The following is a 15,265-nucleotide window of genomic DNA, read 5'->3' on the forward strand; positions in this document are numbered from 1 at the left end:
GTTGCGGGACCGGACAGCCGGGTTCCGGTGCCAGTCGGCCATGTTCCGGTGCCAGTCGGCCGGATGGCGGTGCCGGACGGCCGGGTTGTGGAGCCTGCCAGCCAGGTTCCGGGGCCGGACGGCCGGATCGCGGAGCCAGACGGCCGGCTTCCGGCGCCGGACAGGCGGGTTGCGGAGCCGGGTGGCCCGGTTCCGGGACCGGACGGCCCGGTTGCGGAGCCGGACGGCCGGGTGGCGGGGTCGGGGCGCTTGCCCCCGGTGTCGCCAGGCGGGCGTAGGTGCCGTCTCGCTTCATCAGTTCCTCGTGCGTGCCCGTCTCCACCAGCCGGCCGGCGTCCACGACGAGGATGCGGTCCGCGTCGGGGGCCAGGCTCAGGTCGTGCGTGATCATGATGGTCGTGCGGCCCGCCATCAGCCGGCGCAGCGGGCCCACCACCCGGCGCGCGGCGACGGAGTCGAGGCCGGTGGTGGGTTCGTCGAGGACGAGGACGGGCGCGCCGCGCAGCATGGCGCGGGCGATGGCCAGCCGCTGGAGCTGGCCGCCGGAGAGGGTGGCCGTGCCGGGGGCGATGGGCGTGTCGTAACCGTCGGGGAGCGCGCTGACGAAGTCGTGCGCGAAGGCGTCGGCCGCGGCCCGCCGGATCTCCGCCTCGCTCGCCCCGGGGCGCCCGCACGCGATGTTCTCGCGGATCGTGCCGTTCAGGACGAGGGTCTCCTGAGGCAGCAGCGCGACGTTCTCGCGCAGGAACTCCAGGGGTACGTCGGTCAGCGGGACCCCGTCCAGGCAGATCACGCCCGAGGAGGGGTCGTAGAAGCGCGTGAGGAGTTTGGAGAGGGTCGATTTCCCGGCGCCGCTCGGGCCGGTGACGATGACGAGTTCGCCGGGCGCCGCGGTGAGGCTCACGTCGTGGAGGGACTCGCGCCCGGCGCCCGGGTAGCGGAACGAGATGCCGTGCAGGCTGACCCAGCCGCGTACGGGCCAGGCCCGAACCGGGTCGGCGGGGTCGGTGACGGCGGGCTCGGTGTCCAGGATCTCCGCCAGCCGCTCGGCGCCCGCGGTCGCGGCGGTGAGCGTCAGACCGAGCTGGCCCAGGCTGCGTACCGGCGGATACAGATAGCCGAGGAAGGCGGCGAAGGCGAGCAACTGGCCCAGCGACATGCGCCCTTGGGCGATCTCCCAGACGCCCAGGCCGATCACCGCGAGCACGCACAGCGTCTCGACGACCTCGACGAACTGCTCGTACATCTCGCTCGCCCGCGCCCCGCGCACACTCGCGCGCATCCAGGCCCTGGCCTCGGTGTCGAGCCGCTTCTCCTCGGCGCGGCGCCGGTTGTAGGCCTGGGTCAGCACGATGTTGCCGAGCGACTCCTCGACGACCGAGGTGATCGCGCCGTCGGCGGTGCGTTCCTCCTGGGAGGACGACCTGACACGGCCGGCGAAGCGGCGCGCGGCGACCAGGAAGAGCGGGGCCAGGAGGAAGGTGACGAGGGCGAGGTCCCAGCGGAGCCAGAGCGCGGCGGCGGCGTAGAAGACGGCCGAGAAGGCGGCGGAGACGGTGCCGACGACGCCGGAGACCACCATCTGTTCGATGGCCTCGACGTCTCCGGTGAGGCGCTCGACCAGGTCGCCCCTGCGGTGCCTCTGGAAGAAGTCGGGGGGCAGTTCCTGGATGTGGCGGAAGACACTCGCGCGCAGTCGCAGGACGAATCTCTCGGCGGTCCACACGGCGAGCGAGTTGCCGAGATAGCCGACGACCGCGCCGAGCACGGCGACGGCGAGCCAACCGGCCGCGGGTCCCCAGAACTTGGCGAGGCTGCCGTATTTCAGGGCGGTGTCGGTGAGCTCCGCGAAGAGCAGGATCGAGGCCGTCTCGGCGAGCGCGGCCACGATCACGCAGCCGATGATCAGCACCAGCCATTTACGGTCGCCGCGCGTCAGCGGCCAGAACCGCGTGAACGCCTCCCTTACTTCCCGCATATCAACTCACCTTTCCTTTCCGGTCCGGAACACGGCCGAGGCGGGGTCACCGGAGAATTCCGGTGACCCCGCCTCGCAGCGGCTGCTAGCGGCCCTGCTTGCCCACGGGGCGCTTGGCGGCGGGCTTCTTCGCGGCCGTCTTCTTCGGCGCGGCCTTGGGGGCGGCCTTGCGGGACTTCTTGACCGGGGTGATCTTGTGGAAGCTCATGGGGTTCTCCCTTGTCCGCTGCGAGTTCGCAGTGCTGATTTGCTTTTGCCGTAAGCGCTGTTCGCTTTCGACATGGAAAACACTACGGGACCCCGAAACCCGAAATCGCCAATTTGCCTTAGACCTCAGTGAATTGCATCTGAAAACACTTCTAAGGCCGCAACGGGAACCAACCGTCCACTCACACATAACTTATAAAAGAAGCGGGGCCGGTACGCATATGCGTACCGGCCCCGCTTTCCCTGGTCGAGCGGTGCTACTTCACGATCACTACGTCACGATCACTACTTCACGATCGTGATCCGGTCGGCGGCCGGCACCGGATACGGCGTGGCTGCCGAGGAGTTGGCCGTCAGATAGGCCTCAAGGGCGGCGAGGTCGTCGCTGCCGACGAGGACGTTGGAGCCCTGGCCCAGCGCCGCGAAGCCGTCGCCGCCGCCCGCGAGGAAGGAGTTCATCGCGACGCGGTAGGTGGCGGCCGGGTCGATGGCCGCGCCGTTGAGCCTGACCGAGTCGGCGACCACGCGCGCGGCGCCCGTCTTGGTCAGGTCCAGCGTGTAGGTGAGCCCCGCGGAGATCTGGAGGATCTTCGGGGAGGCCTCGTTCAGGCCGCTGACCTGCTGCTGGAGCGCGGTGATCACCTGGGCGCCGGTGAGGTCGACCAGGTTGACGGTGTTGGCGAACGGCTGGACCGTGTACGCCTCGCCGAAGGTCACCACCCCGTCGCCCTCCCCGCCACTGGCCGCGTAGGTGAGCCCGGCGCGGATACCGCCCGGGTTCATCACCGCGATGTCGGCCCCGGGGTCGAGGGACTTGGCGTGCGCGAGCTGCGCGTCGGCGATCAGGTCGCCGAGCGGGGACTCGGTGCCGGTGCTCGGGATCTCACCGGCGATGTAGCCGATGGGGCGCGAGGCGATCGGGGCGGAGAGCAGCTTCCACCGGTCGATCAGGGCGGTCATGTCGGCGGCCTTCGCCACGTCACGCGTCACCACGTGGTTCGCGGACTTCACCGCCGTACGGGCGATGTCACCGGTCCAGCGGTCGTACGTCAGCGTGGTGTCCGTGTAGAGACGGCCGAAGGAGGCGGCCGAGGTGACCGTGCGGGGCTTGCCGGCCGGGTCGTCGATCGTGCAGGCGTAGGCCTGGTGGGTGTGACCGGTGACCAGCGCGTCGACGGCCGGGGTGACGTTCTTGGCGATGTCGACGATCGGCCCGGAGATGCCGTCACCGGCGCCGGGGCTGTCGCAGTCGTAGTTGTACGCCGTCGAGGCGGGCGCGCCGCCCTCGTGGATCAGCGCGACGATCGACTTCACGCCCTGCCGCTGGAGTTCCTTGGCGTACTTGTTGATCGTGGCGACCTCGTCGCCGAACTTCAGGCCCTTGACGCCCTCGGCGGAGACGATGTTCGGCGTGCCCTCCAGGGTCACGCCGATGAAGCCGACCTTGACGCCGTTCTTCTTCCACACCCAGTAGGGCTTGAGGATCGGCTTGCCGGTCTTCTCCTTGGTGACGTTCGCCGCCAGGTAGGGGAAGTTGGCGCCGTCGAACTTCTCGCCGTCGTTGTAGCAGCCGTCCACCGGGTGGCAGCCGCCGTTCTGGAGGCGGGCCAGTTCCGTGGCGCCCTCGTCGAACTCGTGGTTGCCGACCGAACTGACGTCCAGGTCGAGGCCGTTCAGCGCCTCGATGGTCGGCTCGTCGTGGAAGAGGCCGGAGATCAGCGGGGAGGCGCCGACCATGTCACCGGCGGCGGCCGTGATCGAGTACTTGTTGCCCTGGCGGGCGTCGCGCAGGTGGGTGGCGAGGTACTCCACGCCGCCCGCGTCGATCGTCTTGGTGGTGCCGTCCGCCTGCACCTCGGTCACCCGGCCCGAGGAGCCGGACGGCGCCTCCAGGTTGCCGTGCAGGTCGTTGAAGGACAGCAGCTGTACGTCCTGGTAGCGGCCGGTGGGCTGGTGGCCGTGGCCGCTCCCCCGGTCCTGGCCGGCGCTCGCGGGCATTGCGGCGGCCAGGGCGCCGACGGTGGCCAGTCCGGCGGCGCCGGCGAGTATGCGGTAGGTACGTCTGTGCCGGGAAGTCGGCGACATGGGTTCCCCCCAGGGAGATGAGGGCTCCGGGAGCCGGGTGGCTCAGGGAGCTGTGCGACGGCCGATGCTTTGCAGGCACTTTAGAATCAACGCGCGTAGCGCAACAGGGGGTTCGTGGTTACGGGGAGGTTGCCGTTGCCTCTCGGTCCATCCGCTCGGCTCGCCGTACCCTCGTATCCATGACCAGCGACGACACCGCGAACCCCGGCCGCTCCCGCTCCATCGAGACCCTTTCCGCGCTCTCCCCGGCCCAGGCCGAGGAGGTGCTCCGGCTGCTCGCGGATGCCGCCGGCACCGACGGACAGCAGGCGGTGTCCGAGCAGGGGCGCCTGTATCTGAAGGGCGGTTCCCGTCCGGGCGTACGGCATCTGCTGCTGTCCCTGGGCGACGAACTGGTCGGGTACGCGCAGCTGGAGGACACCGACCCCGTGGAGGCGCCGGCCGCCGAACTGGTCGTCCATCCGGGGCACCGGGGGCACGGGCACGGGCGGGCGCTGGGCTCCGCGCTGCTCGCCGAGTCCGGGAAGCGGCTGCGGGTCTGGGCGCGCGGCGGGCACGCCGCGGCGCGGCATCTCGCGCAGGTCCTCGGGCTCTCCCTCTTCCGCGAACTGCGCCAGCTGCGGCGGCCGTTGACCGACCTCGACCTGCCCGAGCCGAGGCTGCCCGACGGAGTGCACGTCCGTGCGTTCGTGCCGGGCCGGGACGACGCCGCCTGGCTCGCCGTGAACGCCGAGGCCTTCGCCCACCATCCCGAGCAGGGCTCCCTCTCCCAGCGCGACCTGGACGACCGGATGGCCGAGCCCTGGTTCGACCCGTCCGGCTTCTTCCTCGCCTTCCGCGACGGCGAACTGATCGGCTTCCACTGGACGAAGGTGCACGCGCGCGAGCGACTCGGCGAGGTGTACGTCGTCGGCGTGCGCCCCGGCGCCCAGGGCGGCGGCCTCGGCAAGTCCCTCACCACGATCGGCCTCCGCCACCTCGCGTCGCAGGGTCTACCCACCGCGATGCTGTACGTCGACGCCGACAACAAGGCGGCGGTCACGGTCTACGAACGCCTCGGCTTCCGCACCTACGAGACGGATTTGATGTATCGGACGGAGTCGTAGGGGGTGTGGGGGGCGCGTAGCGCGTGTGGGGGTGCCGATCCGCTTTCCAGGTGGGGGGCGCCGGGGGGCGCCAGCGCTGGCTCCGGGGGGCGGAGCCCGCGGGGGCCTGCCCCGTCGGCCTCCGGGCCGCTGGGAGGCCGGGAGGCCGGGCTCTCGCAACCCGGCCCGGTGAAGGAGCGAGGCGCCGACGACTCGCCCGTCCACCACCCGAGGACAACTCACGGGCCACCCGCCCGCGGTGGGCGGCGACGGCTCCCGGCCTACATCGGCGAGCCGTCACGGACCAACCCCCTCCGAGCCGTGCCCCACGGCCCACCCACGCCGGAGGGGCTCCCGGACCGTCAAATCGCCGGGCGGCAGGGAGGCCGGACTCTCACGACCTGGCCCGGCGGAGGACCGGGACGCCGACGACTCGGCCCTCCGCCGCCCGAGGGCAACTCGCGGGCCGCCCGCCCGCGGTAGGAGGCGACGACTCACCCACCGCCCATGCTGGAGCAACGGGCTTCGGTCCTCCGAGGCACCGTTTTACCCAGGTGCCCACCACCCGCACGATCTCCTACTCTTTGCCGGGGCAGCTGAGCAGGGGGATCGGCGATGAGCATGTACTTCGACCTCGGTGACCGGACCCTGTGGAACCCGTCGAACGGTGCCGGACGCCTCTTCCTCCGGCAGGTCGAGGTCTTCGAGGCGGAGCTCAGGCTGCCTTCGGGAATCGGCCAGGGCAAGCATTGGGGGCGACCCGGACACCCTCGAGGTCGATCCGGCCGTGTACGCGGAGTTCGCACGCGTCCTGGTCGTCTGGCACTGCCGGACGGGGCACTCCGTGGTCCTCGCTCTCTCCGAAGGGTTCGTGGCGACGGCGGTCGCGCTCGCACGGCGCGCGGGAATCGAGGTGGAGATGCCCGAACCGGAGTCCGGCCAGGCGAGTGGTGGCGTCCACCGCGACGTGCAGGTTCCCAGCAATCCCCGGATTGCGTCGGCCACCACCGTCACCGCGCTGGACGCCCGGGCACGGGAGATGGACCGCTGGATGGCCCGCTGAGCCGGCACCGGGACCACCGCCCCTTGCCGACCCGACACCCTGGCCCAGCCTGCACATTTCTGCCCCTGCTCGCCCCCACTGAGACGTCCCCTTGGGGCAACAACGCCTCACCGCCGCCCGGTGACCCGCGCCGCCCGTCGTCGCAGGGGCTCCGGCCAGGCCGCGCCGGCTGTCAGCGCGGCCACGAGGAGGACTGCCGCCCAGCGTTCGTGGGCGGCGGTCCAGCGCGGGTCGGCGGCCGGCACGATCAGGGCCCAGCCGCGGGGGAGCAGGAAGGCCGCGGTGAGTCCGCCGCCGAGGAGGGCGCCCGACACGGCGACGCCGGGTTCCGCCGCGTCCGTGCACCGGACCGCCAGTGACGCGCCGGCCAGGGCGAGTACGGCGACGGCGGCGACCTCCAGGGTGACCGCGCCCAGGGGCGGCCGGGCGTCCCGCGGTACGAGGAGCAGCGCGGCCGTCCACCAGAACGCGGCGAGCGGGACGGCGAGCGCCACGCGCAGTCCGACCCGCACCGGGCGCCGGGTCGGCACCACCGACGTGGTGTTCCGGGCCGGGTCGTCCAAGAGGAAGGCCAGGCCCAGACCGAAGGCGAGCGCGGCGGCCCGCAGCATTTCGAGGCCGGGCCAGGTCTCCGGCGAGACCGACAGAAACCACGGAGCACCGACGAGCAGCAGCCCCAGACCCGCCCCCACCGCCGGCGCCCGGCGAGGCAGACCACGCCACACGGGCCGGACAAGAGCACGAACCACGGCGTACGTACGCCCCCGGGAGGGTCCACCGGCGCCGAACGCCTTGCGGGGTCCACCGGCGCCGGACATCTCGCCCGGTTCACCGTCACCCGGCACCCTGCGGGACTCGCCAACGCCAGGCGCCTTGCCTGATCCCCCGACGCCAGACTCCACGCCGGTCTCACCAACGCCAGACACCCTGCCGGGGCCACCAGCGCCAAGCACCCTGCGGGACTCGCTGACGCCGGGCACACTGCCGCACTCCCCAGTGCCAGGCACCTCGCGGGGCTCGCCGGTGCCAGGAGCCCCGCCAGCCTCACCGACGCCGGGCACCTCGCGGGACTCGCCGGCGCCAGACGCCGTGCGGGGTCCACCGGCGCCGAGCCCCCTGCCGGGCTCACCGGCACCCGGCACCCTGCGGGACTCGCTGACGCCGAGCGCCCCGCCGGGTTTGCCGGCGCCTGACTCCCCGCCGAGTCCACCACCGCCGGGCACCCCGCCGACCTCACCACCACCAGGCATGCTGAAAAGCGCGCCCCCGCCAGGGGCGACTACTCGCACGGCTCCTCCTCCGACGCGTCAGCCGTTCCCTCGGGCGCTGCGGGCACGCCGAGGATGTCGGCCACCCGGGCGACGGACGTGTTCGGGGAGGTGAGTTCGGTCCAGTGGGACTTCACCCGGGGGATGACGCTGTAGCGGGGCTTGTTCAGCAACTCTCTTACGATCCGGGTCTGTTCGGTGGACAGGGAGATGCCGTCCGTGGGGGCGAGGACGAGGTCGGGGCCTTCGAGGCCGTCGCCGAGCCGGACGTTGCGGAACGCGGTCATCGGGTCGGCGTCGGCGCCGAGCGCCAGCCACATGACGGTGACCGCACGAGCGTCCCCGGCGCACCATTCGACGGCCGCCGCCTCGCTCCCCGCGACCAGCACCGTGGCGACCCCGACGGCGAACTCGGGAACCCGGTTGCCGCCCCAGCGGGTGCCCACGGTCACCGTGCCCGGCGTGGTCGACGAGTCGAGCGCGGCGTCGGTGGTCGTGCCGTAACGGGCCTCGATCCGCTGCCGTACGGTCAGCCGCTCACCCCCCGCCGCGCCGCCCGCGAGCGCCTGGACGCGGTCGACGACCGGGGCCCAGTCGAGGGCCGCGCGGGCATCCCACTCGGGGAAGGCGCAGTACGTCGACCTGCCGTACTCGTGGCACGTCTGGAACTTCTCCGGGCGCACGGACGCCTCCGTCCGGGCCGCAAGCAGGGCGGCCGAGTCACCCTGGGACTGCCCGGCCACACCCGCGACCGTGGCGGCGAGGGTGACGACGGTGGCCGCTCGGACGACCCGGCCCCGGCCGCCGCTGACGAGGACCGCGGCGCAGAACAGCACCCCGACGAGCCCCGCCAGATACAGCGCGTGCCAGCCGGCCGGCCGGCCCAGGAGATCGGAGGGCAACGGGTCGGCGCCCGTCTCACTGACGACCGGCGACAGCCATTGCAGCCAGTGCGAGCCCGCCGCGCCCGAAGACGACACGAAGGTGGGCAGGGTGACGACGCCTACGACGAAGAGCGGGGCCGCGAACCCGTTGCGGAACAGCCGCGCGAGCAGCACACCGAGGACGCCGGACAGGAGGACGACCAGCGGGCCCACGGCCAGTTCGGCGGGCGAGGGATGCCCGACGACGCCCGGCTTGTGCGCGGCCCAGACGATCTCGAAGGCGACGACGAGCGCGGTGAACGCCGCGTACGGCACGACGGACAGCGCGTGCGCCACCGTACGCCGCCACGGTTCCATCACCAGCACGTCGAAGTGCCGGTCTGTACCGCGCCGTTGCGAGCGCAGCACGGTCCGGCTGACGCAGATGAGCAGCGCGACGCCGAGGAGCAGCGGGGCGGACTGGGAGGCCCGGTCGACGTCCTGGAGGACCGGGAACTCGTCCATGCCCTCACGGCCGTTGAACAGGCCCCAGCCGGTGACGGCGAGGTAGATCAGGAGGAAAGCGAACACCGGTATGTGGAGCAGGAGTTGGCGCGCCTCGAAACGGGCGAGGTCGAGCACCGCGGCAGCCCCGCGCCACCCGCCCGCCCGCTGAGCCGGATCCGGAGCCGGTGCCGGTGCCGGCTCCGCCCCCGTGGGCGCCGTCTCCCCGACAAGCCCGGTCGTGCCGCTCATGCGACCGCCCCCGCGCTCTCGCCACGGTCGCCACGGCCGCCACGGCCGCCGCCCTCGTCGCCGACACCGGACCCACCGCTCCCACCGCGCTCGTCATCGAGAGTGAGCAAGTAGCCGTCCTCCAAAGTCGGTTCGAGAAGCTCGGAGTCCGGCGGCGGGTCACCGACGTTGCGGAAGGAGCCGGTACCCGTTCGCCAGCCGGCGAGCGCGGCCGGGTCGCGTTCCGTACTGCTCCACACCCGGCCCGCCGCCCGCGCGGTCAGTTCGGCCGGGGAGCCCTCGAAGCGGACGCGCCCGCGGGCCATGACGATCACGCGGTGGCAGAGCATCGCGACGTCCTCGGTCTGGTGGGTGGACAGCAGCACGGTCCGCCCCTCTCCCGCCTGGGCGATCAACTCGCGGAAGCGCATGCGCTGTTCGGGGTCGAGTCCGACGGTCGGCTCGTCCAGGACGAGGAAGCCGGGGTCGCCGACGAGCGCGGCGGCCAGCGCGACCCGCTGGCGAATGCCGCCGGACAGCTTCTTGAGGCGCCTGCCCCGTACGTCGGACAGGTCGACGGCGTCGAGCACCCGGCGCACCTCGCGGTGCCGGGCGGCGCGGTCGGTGAGTTCCTTCAGGATCGCCACGTAGTCGACGAACTCGAAGGCGGAGAAGTCCTCGTGGAAGCCCGGGGCCTGCGGCAGATAGCCCAGCTCGCGCCGCAGCTCCAGGCGTCCGGCCGCGCCGGCCGGGTCGTGCCCGAGCACCGTGAAGGCTCCCCGGTCGGCGGGCACGGCGGTGGCGAGCACCCTCAACAGGGTGGTCTTTCCGGCCCCGTTGGGCCCCAGCAGCCCGGTGACGCCCTCACCGAGACGCAGCGAGACGTCGTCCAGGGCGAAGGTTCTGCCGTAGCGGAGGGTCAGCCCGGAGGCGGAGACGGTGGGCGTCATACGTACGGCGCTCCTGTCGAAGAAGGAGGAGGAGTCGGTCGAGCCGGTGGAGACGGAGGAGTCGGTGGAGACGGGGCCGGAGGTCACTGGGCGCCCCCGCCGGGGTACGGGGCGTGCGCGGGCGCCCGGTCGAACCGGTCCCGCAGGAGGTGGAGCAGGACGACGGCGAGCGCGGCGACCACCCCCGCGACGGTCTGGCCGGCCGCCGTGAACGGCGGGAGCGTCGCCTGTCCGGCGGTGGTGGCCCGCGCCGCCAGCAGCAGCGCGATCCACGCGCCGCCGACCAGCGAGGGCGCGAGGACGGGACCGAGGCGGGGTGTCAGCGCGAGCCCTGTCCCGGTGAGGGCGAGCGCGGGCAGCAGCCAGGCCAGCGCGCGCAGCCCGTAGGAGGGCAGTGCGAGGGTGGCGAGCCCGTTCAGGCCGAGGCCGACGGTGAGCACGGCGAAGGTACGGAGCTGGAGCAGCCGGAACCCGTGCGTCGGCGAGACGACGGCCATCTCGTACGTCGGGTCGAGCGTGGGCCCGTACGACAGCGCGACCCCGGCGAGCGGGAGCAGCGGCGTGAGGGCCAGGAACAGCCTGGGGGTGGCCCCGGTCTCCACCGAGTGGGCGGCGGCCACGGTCATCAGGAGCACGGCGGTGACCGCGAACAGCCAGGAGCGGCGCAGCACCGGGGTGGCCGCGAGCAGCCGCGCGGTGTGGTCGGCGACACCGGCCCGCACGAGCAGCGACTCGGCCGATCCCGGGCGCGGCGCGTCCAGTTCGGCGTCCAGGCGCTCCCAGCCGGTGTCCAGCGCGACCGGGTCGCTCACGGCGGCCAGCGCCTGCCTGCACCGGGCGCAGGCGGCGAGGTGGGTGTCGGCGGACCAGAGCCGGGGGGGCGTCAACTCGCCCCGCGCGTAGGCGCGGAGGTCGTCCTCCGGCACATGCCAGGTCAGTTCGCTACGGCTCATGCCAGTGCCTCCCGCAACTGCTTGCGCGCACGCAGTGCCCGCGTCTTGACCGTGCCGGCGGGTATGCCGAGCAGGACGGCCGCTTCCCGGGTGGTGAGCCCGTCGATCACCGTTGCCTGGAGGACCGCGCGGAGTTCGGGCGAGAGCCGGGTGAGGGCTCCCGCGAGGTCGCCGTGTTCGACGCCGGCCAGGACGCGTTCCTCGGCGGAGTCCTCGTCCCGGTGCCGCAGGCGGGACAGCGCCTGCCGCAGCCGCCCGCGGGCGCCGTCGCCGCGCAGGGTGTCGATGAGCCGCCGGGAGCCGATGCGCCACAGCCAGCCGGCGGCGTCCGCGGTGGAGCCCTCCTCGCGGTAGCGGGCGGTGCCGCGCCACACGGCGAGGAACGTCTCCTGGACGACGTCGTCGACGACCCCGGCGTCGGCGCACCGGCCGCGCAGCCGCGCGGTCAGCCACGGCGCGTACCGCCGGTACAGCTCCTCGAAGGCGCGCCGGTCACCGTCCGCCGCGATGGCCCGCAGCAGCTCCCCGTCGCTTCTCGTTTCCCTCACGCTCCCTCATCGGACGAGCTCCCCCGATCGGTTCACGCCCGCCGAAAGATCCCGCGAGATCCCGCACTTGACTCCGCACACCCTCATGGACCACCCTTTCACTAGTTAACTAGTGAAAGGGTGGTCACGCAGTGGTGGAGTACCGCATCGACCGGCGCAGCGGTGTCGCCACATACGTCCAGATCGTCCAGCAGACGAAGCAGGCGCTGCGCCTGGGCCTGCTCGAACCGGGCGACAAACTCCCCACGGCCCGCGAGGTCGTGGAGGCCACCGCGATCAATCCGAACACCGTCCTCAAGGCCTACCGCGAGCTGGAGCGCGAGGGCCTGGTCGAGGCCAGACGCGGCGTCGGAACCTTCGTACGCAGGTCCCTGGGCAGCGCCCCGGCCGACTCGCCGCTGAGCGCCGAACTGGACGCCTGGGCGGCCCGTGCCCGCGAGGCGGGGCTCCAGCGCGACGACGTGGCAGCGCTCTTCACCGCCGTACTCGACGAACAGTTCAGCAAGGGAGACCAGGAATGACGGACACCGCCTTGGAGGCGGCCGGCCTCGGCAAGAAGTTCGGGCGGCGGGGGAACTGGGCGCTGCGCGAGTGCGCCTTCCGGCTCCCCGCGGGGCGCGTCTGTGCCGTCGTCGGACCGAACGGCGCGGGCAAGTCGACCCTGCTGGCGCACGCCGCCGGACTGCTCGCCCCCACCGAGGGCTCGCTGACCGTGCTCGGCACGCACCCGGCCGCCGCCCGCGAGCGCGTCGCCTACGTCGCGCAGAGCAAGCCGCTCTACCCGCAGCTCACCGTCGGCGAGACGCTCCGCCTGGGCCAGGAGCTCAACCCGGCCCGCTGGGACGCCTCGGTCGCCGGGCGCGTGGTGGCCAGGGGCGACCTCGACCCCAAGAGCCGGATCCGCTCCCTCTCCGGCGGCCAGCGCACCCGTGTCGCGCTCGCCCTCGCGCTCGGCAAGCGGCCCGAACTGCTACTCCTGGACGAGCCGATGGCCGACCTGGACCCGCTGGCCCGCCACGAGCTGATGGGCACCCTGATGGCCGAGGCCGCCCAGCACGGCACCACCGTCGTGATGTCCTCGCACGTGGTCGCCGACCTGGAGGGCTCCTGCGACCACCTGCTCCTGATAGGCGGCGGCCGGGTCCGTCTCGCGGGCGGCCTGGACGACCTGCTCGACGCGCACACCCTGCTCACCGGCCCGGCGCTCGCCCCGGACACCGGCGCCGCCCGGGACCTCACCCCGCACACCGTCGTCGAGTCCCGCACCACCGGACGCCAGCTCACCGCGCTCGTACGCCGCGGCGGCGCGCTCGCGGACGACCTGCGGGGCGACCGGCCCTCCCTGGAGGAACTGGTCCTCGCGCATCTGCGCAGCCCCGAGGTGCCCGCGCTGTCCCTCGACGCCACCCGCCCCGCCGCCCAGGAGCACGCCGTATGAGCACCGTCTCCGCCCTCCCCATGACCCGGGTGATGCTGCGGCTGCACCGCCCCGCCCTGTACGTCTGGGCCGGCCTGCTCGTCGTCGCCGGAGGCCTGCTGCTGTGGCTCTACGGCCCGCTCACGGACGCGGCAGCCTCGGCATGGCGGCAGTGGAACGGCTGCTCCGACATGACGGGCGCCGCCTGCGCCTACGACCAGGACGCGATCCTCACCTACAAGTCGCTCACGCAGTACATGAGCGTCGCGGTGAACCTCGTCCCGTTCCTCGTCGCCGCCTGGGCCGGCGCCTCACTGACCGGCCGGGAGATGGAGAGCGGCACCGCGCAGCTCGCCTGGACCCAGTCCATCTCCCCGGCCCGCTGGCTGACGGCCAAGCTGGCTCTCCCCGCCGCGCTCGTCACCGCCGGGACCGGCGTGCTGGTGCTGCTGCACAACCTGGTGTGGTCCAAGGGCCGCGGGAAGATCGACACCGCCAAGCCCTGGACCGATCTCCTCACCTTCCACGCCAACGGCCCGACCACGGTCGCCTTCGCCCTGTTCGGCCTGGTCACCGGCGCCCTCGCCGGACTGGCACTGCGCCGCTCCCTGGCCGCGCTCGTCGTCTCGCTCGTGGCGACGGGAGCCGTCTGGGCGGCCGTCGGCGTCGCGCGCCCCCGTCTCTGGCCCTCGGTGACGACCGTCACCGACCTCACGGCCTACAGCCCCAGGAGCCTGGGCCTCACCGTCGACGAAGGCCTCCTCACCTCCACCGGCGCCCGGATCGCCAACCCGTACTGCGGCAGCAGCGAGGTCCCCGAGTGCCGCGACCTTTACGACCGCCTCGGCGCCGTCGGCTACTACACCGACTCGCACCCCTTCTCCCACTACTGGCCCCTCCAGCTCACGGCGACCGGCATCGTGCTGGCCCTCACCGCCCTCGCGGCCGTCCTCGCCTTCCGCCTGCTGAAGCGCCACACCGGCCCACTCACCCCAGCCAAGGAGCGCCGATGACCGCGGCCACCGCCACGCACCCGCTCGCCCCGCGCCGCTCCCCGCTCCTGCCACGCGGCACGGTCTGGACCGCCCTGCGGGTGCACAGCACCGCTCTGTGGATATGGGCGGCACTGGTCACGGTGACCGGGGCGGCCCTGCTGTGGGCGTACGGCCCCGGCGCGGACGGCGTGCGGGAGTGGAACCGCACGGTGGCCCGGTGCTCCCTGGAGCCGACGTGCGTGGACCCGGCGCTCGACGGCCCGGCCTACGGCTTCTACGACCTGATCGCCACGACCGCCACCTCCGCCATCGTCTACCTGCCCTGCCTCGTCGCCGATTGGGCGGGCGCCACCCTCGTCGCCCGCGACCTGGAGAACGGCACGGCCGCCCTCGCCTGGACGCAGTCCGTCACCCCCGCGCGCTGGCTGGCGGCGCAGCTCGCCGTGCCGGCCGCCCTGGTCACCGCCGGCACCACCCTGCTGGTGCTCCTGCACCGCCTGATGTGGAACGACGGCCACGAACTCCTCGCCCAGGCCTGGTACGAGCCGGACGTCTTCCGCGCCAACGGCACCGTCACGGTCGCCGCCGCCCTGTGCGCCCTCGCGGTGGGCGCCCTGGCCGGCATGCTGCTGCGCCGCACGCTGCCCGCGCTGGGCCTGGCCGTCGCCGTCACCGTGGCCCTGCTGGTCCTTGAGGACCTCCTGCGGGACAGCATGTGGCCGGCGGTGACCGTCACGGGCGCCGCGGCCTCCCGTGTCCCGGACAGCGCGGAACTGCTGGAACGGGGTGTGATCCTCACCTCGGGCGAGCGGGTGGCCCGGACTCCCGCCTGCCTCGACGGCACGGGCGCCGACCTCAGGAGGTGCATGAGCGAGAACGGCGTCTCCGGCCTCTACGCCGTCCACCACCCCTCGTCCCACTTCTGGCCCCTCCAGCTCACGGAGACCGCCGTACTCCTCGCCGTCGCCGCCCTCGCCGTCTTCCTGACCTTCCGGGCCCTGAAGCGGCGTACCGCCTGACAAGCGGCGTACGGCCTGACAAGCACCGAATGGACGTGTTCTCCCGGACCCGCCGACGTCCGGGAGACGCCCCTCCATATCCCGCACGTCATGTCCTCG

13 protein-coding genes and 2 pseudogenes are annotated in these 15,265 nt (G+C 72.9%); 7 read left to right on the forward strand and 8 right to left on the reverse strand.

What is annotated here, in order from left to right:
- Positions 1-256: 256 nt before the first annotated feature.
- The 3 genes and pseudogenes from ACIP79_RS34030 to ACIP79_RS34040 form a co-directional block, all read right to left on the reverse strand.
- Positions 257-1,978, reverse strand: a pseudogene (locus ACIP79_RS34030) (ABC transporter ATP-binding protein); the annotation flags it as partial.
- Between the two features lie 85 nt (positions 1,979-2,063).
- Positions 2,064-2,186 carry a hypothetical protein gene (locus tag ACIP79_RS34035; protein WP_401229625.1) on the reverse strand — a complete coding sequence of 41 codons (123 nt, stop codon included), beginning with the start codon at positions 2,184-2,186 and terminating at the stop codon, positions 2,064-2,066.
- 284 nt (positions 2,187-2,470) lie between these two features.
- Positions 2,471-4,270 carry a bifunctional metallophosphatase/5'-nucleotidase gene (locus ACIP79_RS34040; RefSeq protein ID WP_401229628.1) on the reverse strand — a complete coding sequence of 600 codons (1,800 nt, stop codon included), beginning with the start codon at positions 4,268-4,270 and terminating at the stop codon, positions 2,471-2,473.
- A 179-nt stretch (positions 4,271-4,449) separates the two neighbouring features.
- Here ACIP79_RS34040 and mshD point away from each other — a divergent pair, with 179 nt between their 5' ends.
- The 3 genes and pseudogenes from mshD to ACIP79_RS34055 all read left to right on the forward strand — a co-directional run bounded on the left by mshD (position 4,450) and on the right by ACIP79_RS34055 (position 6,418).
- Positions 4,450-5,376, forward strand: coding sequence for a mycothiol synthase (gene mshD / locus ACIP79_RS34045; protein WP_401229631.1), 927 nt, complete (start codon positions 4,450-4,452; stop codon positions 5,374-5,376).
- Between the two features lie 600 nt (positions 5,377-5,976).
- Positions 5,977-6,039, forward strand: a pseudogene (locus ACIP79_RS34050) (hypothetical protein); the annotation flags it as partial.
- A 103-nt stretch (positions 6,040-6,142) separates the two neighbouring features.
- Positions 6,143-6,418 carry a DUF6086 family protein gene (locus ACIP79_RS34055; protein WP_401229634.1) on the forward strand — a complete coding sequence of 92 codons (276 nt, stop codon included), beginning with the start codon at positions 6,143-6,145 and terminating at the stop codon, positions 6,416-6,418.
- Between the two features lie 107 nt (positions 6,419-6,525).
- Here the strand turns inward: ACIP79_RS34055 and ACIP79_RS34060 are convergent, their stop codons facing one another.
- From ACIP79_RS34060 to ACIP79_RS34080, 5 genes are all read right to left on the reverse strand, one after another.
- The gene (locus ACIP79_RS34060; protein WP_401229636.1) at positions 6,526-7,110 is read right to left on the reverse strand and encodes an ABC transporter; all 585 of its coding nucleotides are present in this window, start codon (positions 7,108-7,110) and stop codon (positions 6,526-6,528) included.
- Between the two features lie 587 nt (positions 7,111-7,697).
- A complete protein-coding gene (locus ACIP79_RS34065; RefSeq protein WP_401229639.1) occupies positions 7,698-9,305 on the reverse strand; it encodes an ABC transporter permease in 1,608 nt (535 codons plus the stop codon).
- The gene (locus ACIP79_RS34070; RefSeq protein ID WP_401229714.1) at positions 9,302-10,234 is read right to left on the reverse strand and encodes an ABC transporter ATP-binding protein; all 933 of its coding nucleotides are present in this window, start codon (positions 10,232-10,234) and stop codon (positions 9,302-9,304) included. Before ACIP79_RS34070 ends, ACIP79_RS34065 begins: the two co-directional genes overlap by 4 nt.
- 83 nt (positions 10,235-10,317) lie before the next feature.
- Positions 10,318-11,187, reverse strand: coding sequence for a zf-HC2 domain-containing protein (locus ACIP79_RS34075; protein WP_401229642.1), 870 nt, complete (start codon positions 11,185-11,187; stop codon positions 10,318-10,320).
- Positions 11,184-11,735, reverse strand: coding sequence for an RNA polymerase sigma factor (locus tag ACIP79_RS34080; protein WP_383682129.1), 552 nt, complete (start codon positions 11,733-11,735; stop codon positions 11,184-11,186). Before ACIP79_RS34080 ends, ACIP79_RS34075 begins: the two co-directional genes overlap by 4 nt.
- A 131-nt stretch (positions 11,736-11,866) precedes the next feature.
- On the opposite strand from ACIP79_RS34080, the gene ACIP79_RS34085 reads away from it, so the two are divergent.
- From ACIP79_RS34085 to ACIP79_RS34100, 4 genes are read left to right on the forward strand one after another with little or no spacing between them, the layout of a single operon-like run.
- Positions 11,867-12,256: a GntR family transcriptional regulator gene (locus ACIP79_RS34085; RefSeq protein WP_383682131.1), complete on the forward strand. Its 390-nt coding sequence runs from the start codon at positions 11,867-11,869 to the stop codon at positions 12,254-12,256.
- Positions 12,253-13,173, forward strand: coding sequence for an ABC transporter ATP-binding protein (locus ACIP79_RS34090; protein ID WP_401229646.1), 921 nt, complete (start codon positions 12,253-12,255; stop codon positions 13,171-13,173). Before ACIP79_RS34085 ends, ACIP79_RS34090 begins: the two co-directional genes overlap by 4 nt.
- Positions 13,170-14,165, forward strand: a complete 996-nt coding sequence (locus ACIP79_RS34095) for an ABC transporter permease (RefSeq protein ID WP_401229648.1) — start codon at positions 13,170-13,172, stop codon at positions 14,163-14,165. The genes ACIP79_RS34090 and ACIP79_RS34095 overlap by 4 nt, the downstream gene beginning before the upstream one ends.
- Positions 14,162-15,166 (forward strand): ABC transporter permease, encoded by a 1,005-nt coding sequence (locus ACIP79_RS34100; protein WP_401229650.1) that lies wholly within the window; start codon positions 14,162-14,164, stop codon positions 15,164-15,166. Before ACIP79_RS34095 ends, ACIP79_RS34100 begins: the two co-directional genes overlap by 4 nt.
- Positions 15,167-15,265 lie beyond the last annotated feature (99 nt).

This window comes from Streptomyces sp. NPDC088747 (assembly GCF_044751025.1).
GTDB lineage: Bacteria > Actinomycetota > Actinomycetes > Streptomycetales > Streptomycetaceae > Streptomyces.

Bases quoted from the DNA above. Each gene is read 5' to 3' on its own strand.
- ACIP79_RS34065 (WP_401229639.1), bottom strand. From the start codon at position 9,305: ATGAGCGGCACGACCGGGCTTGTCGGGGAGACGGCGCCCACGGGGGCG.
- ACIP79_RS34090 (WP_401229646.1), top strand. From the start codon at position 12,253: ATGACGGACACCGCCTTGGAGGCGGCCGGCCTCGGCAAGAAGTTCGGG.
- ACIP79_RS34070 (WP_401229714.1), bottom strand. From the start codon at position 10,234: ATGACGCCCACCGTCTCCGCCTCCGGGCTGACCCTCCGCTACGGCAGA.
- ACIP79_RS34035 (WP_401229625.1), bottom strand. From the start codon at position 2,186: ATGAGCTTCCACAAGATCACCCCGGTCAAGAAGTCCCGCAAGGCCGCC.
- ACIP79_RS34100 (WP_401229650.1), top strand. From the start codon at position 14,162: ATGACCGCGGCCACCGCCACGCACCCGCTCGCCCCGCGCCGCTCCCCG.
- ACIP79_RS34040 (WP_401229628.1), bottom strand. From the start codon at position 4,270: ATGTCGCCGACTTCCCGGCACAGACGTACCTACCGCATACTCGCCGGC.
- ACIP79_RS34075 (WP_401229642.1), bottom strand. From the start codon at position 11,187: ATGAGCCGTAGCGAACTGACCTGGCATGTGCCGGAGGACGACCTCCGC.
- mshD (WP_401229631.1), top strand. From the start codon at position 4,450: ATGACCAGCGACGACACCGCGAACCCCGGCCGCTCCCGCTCCATCGAG.
- ACIP79_RS34095 (WP_401229648.1), top strand. From the start codon at position 13,170: ATGAGCACCGTCTCCGCCCTCCCCATGACCCGGGTGATGCTGCGGCTG.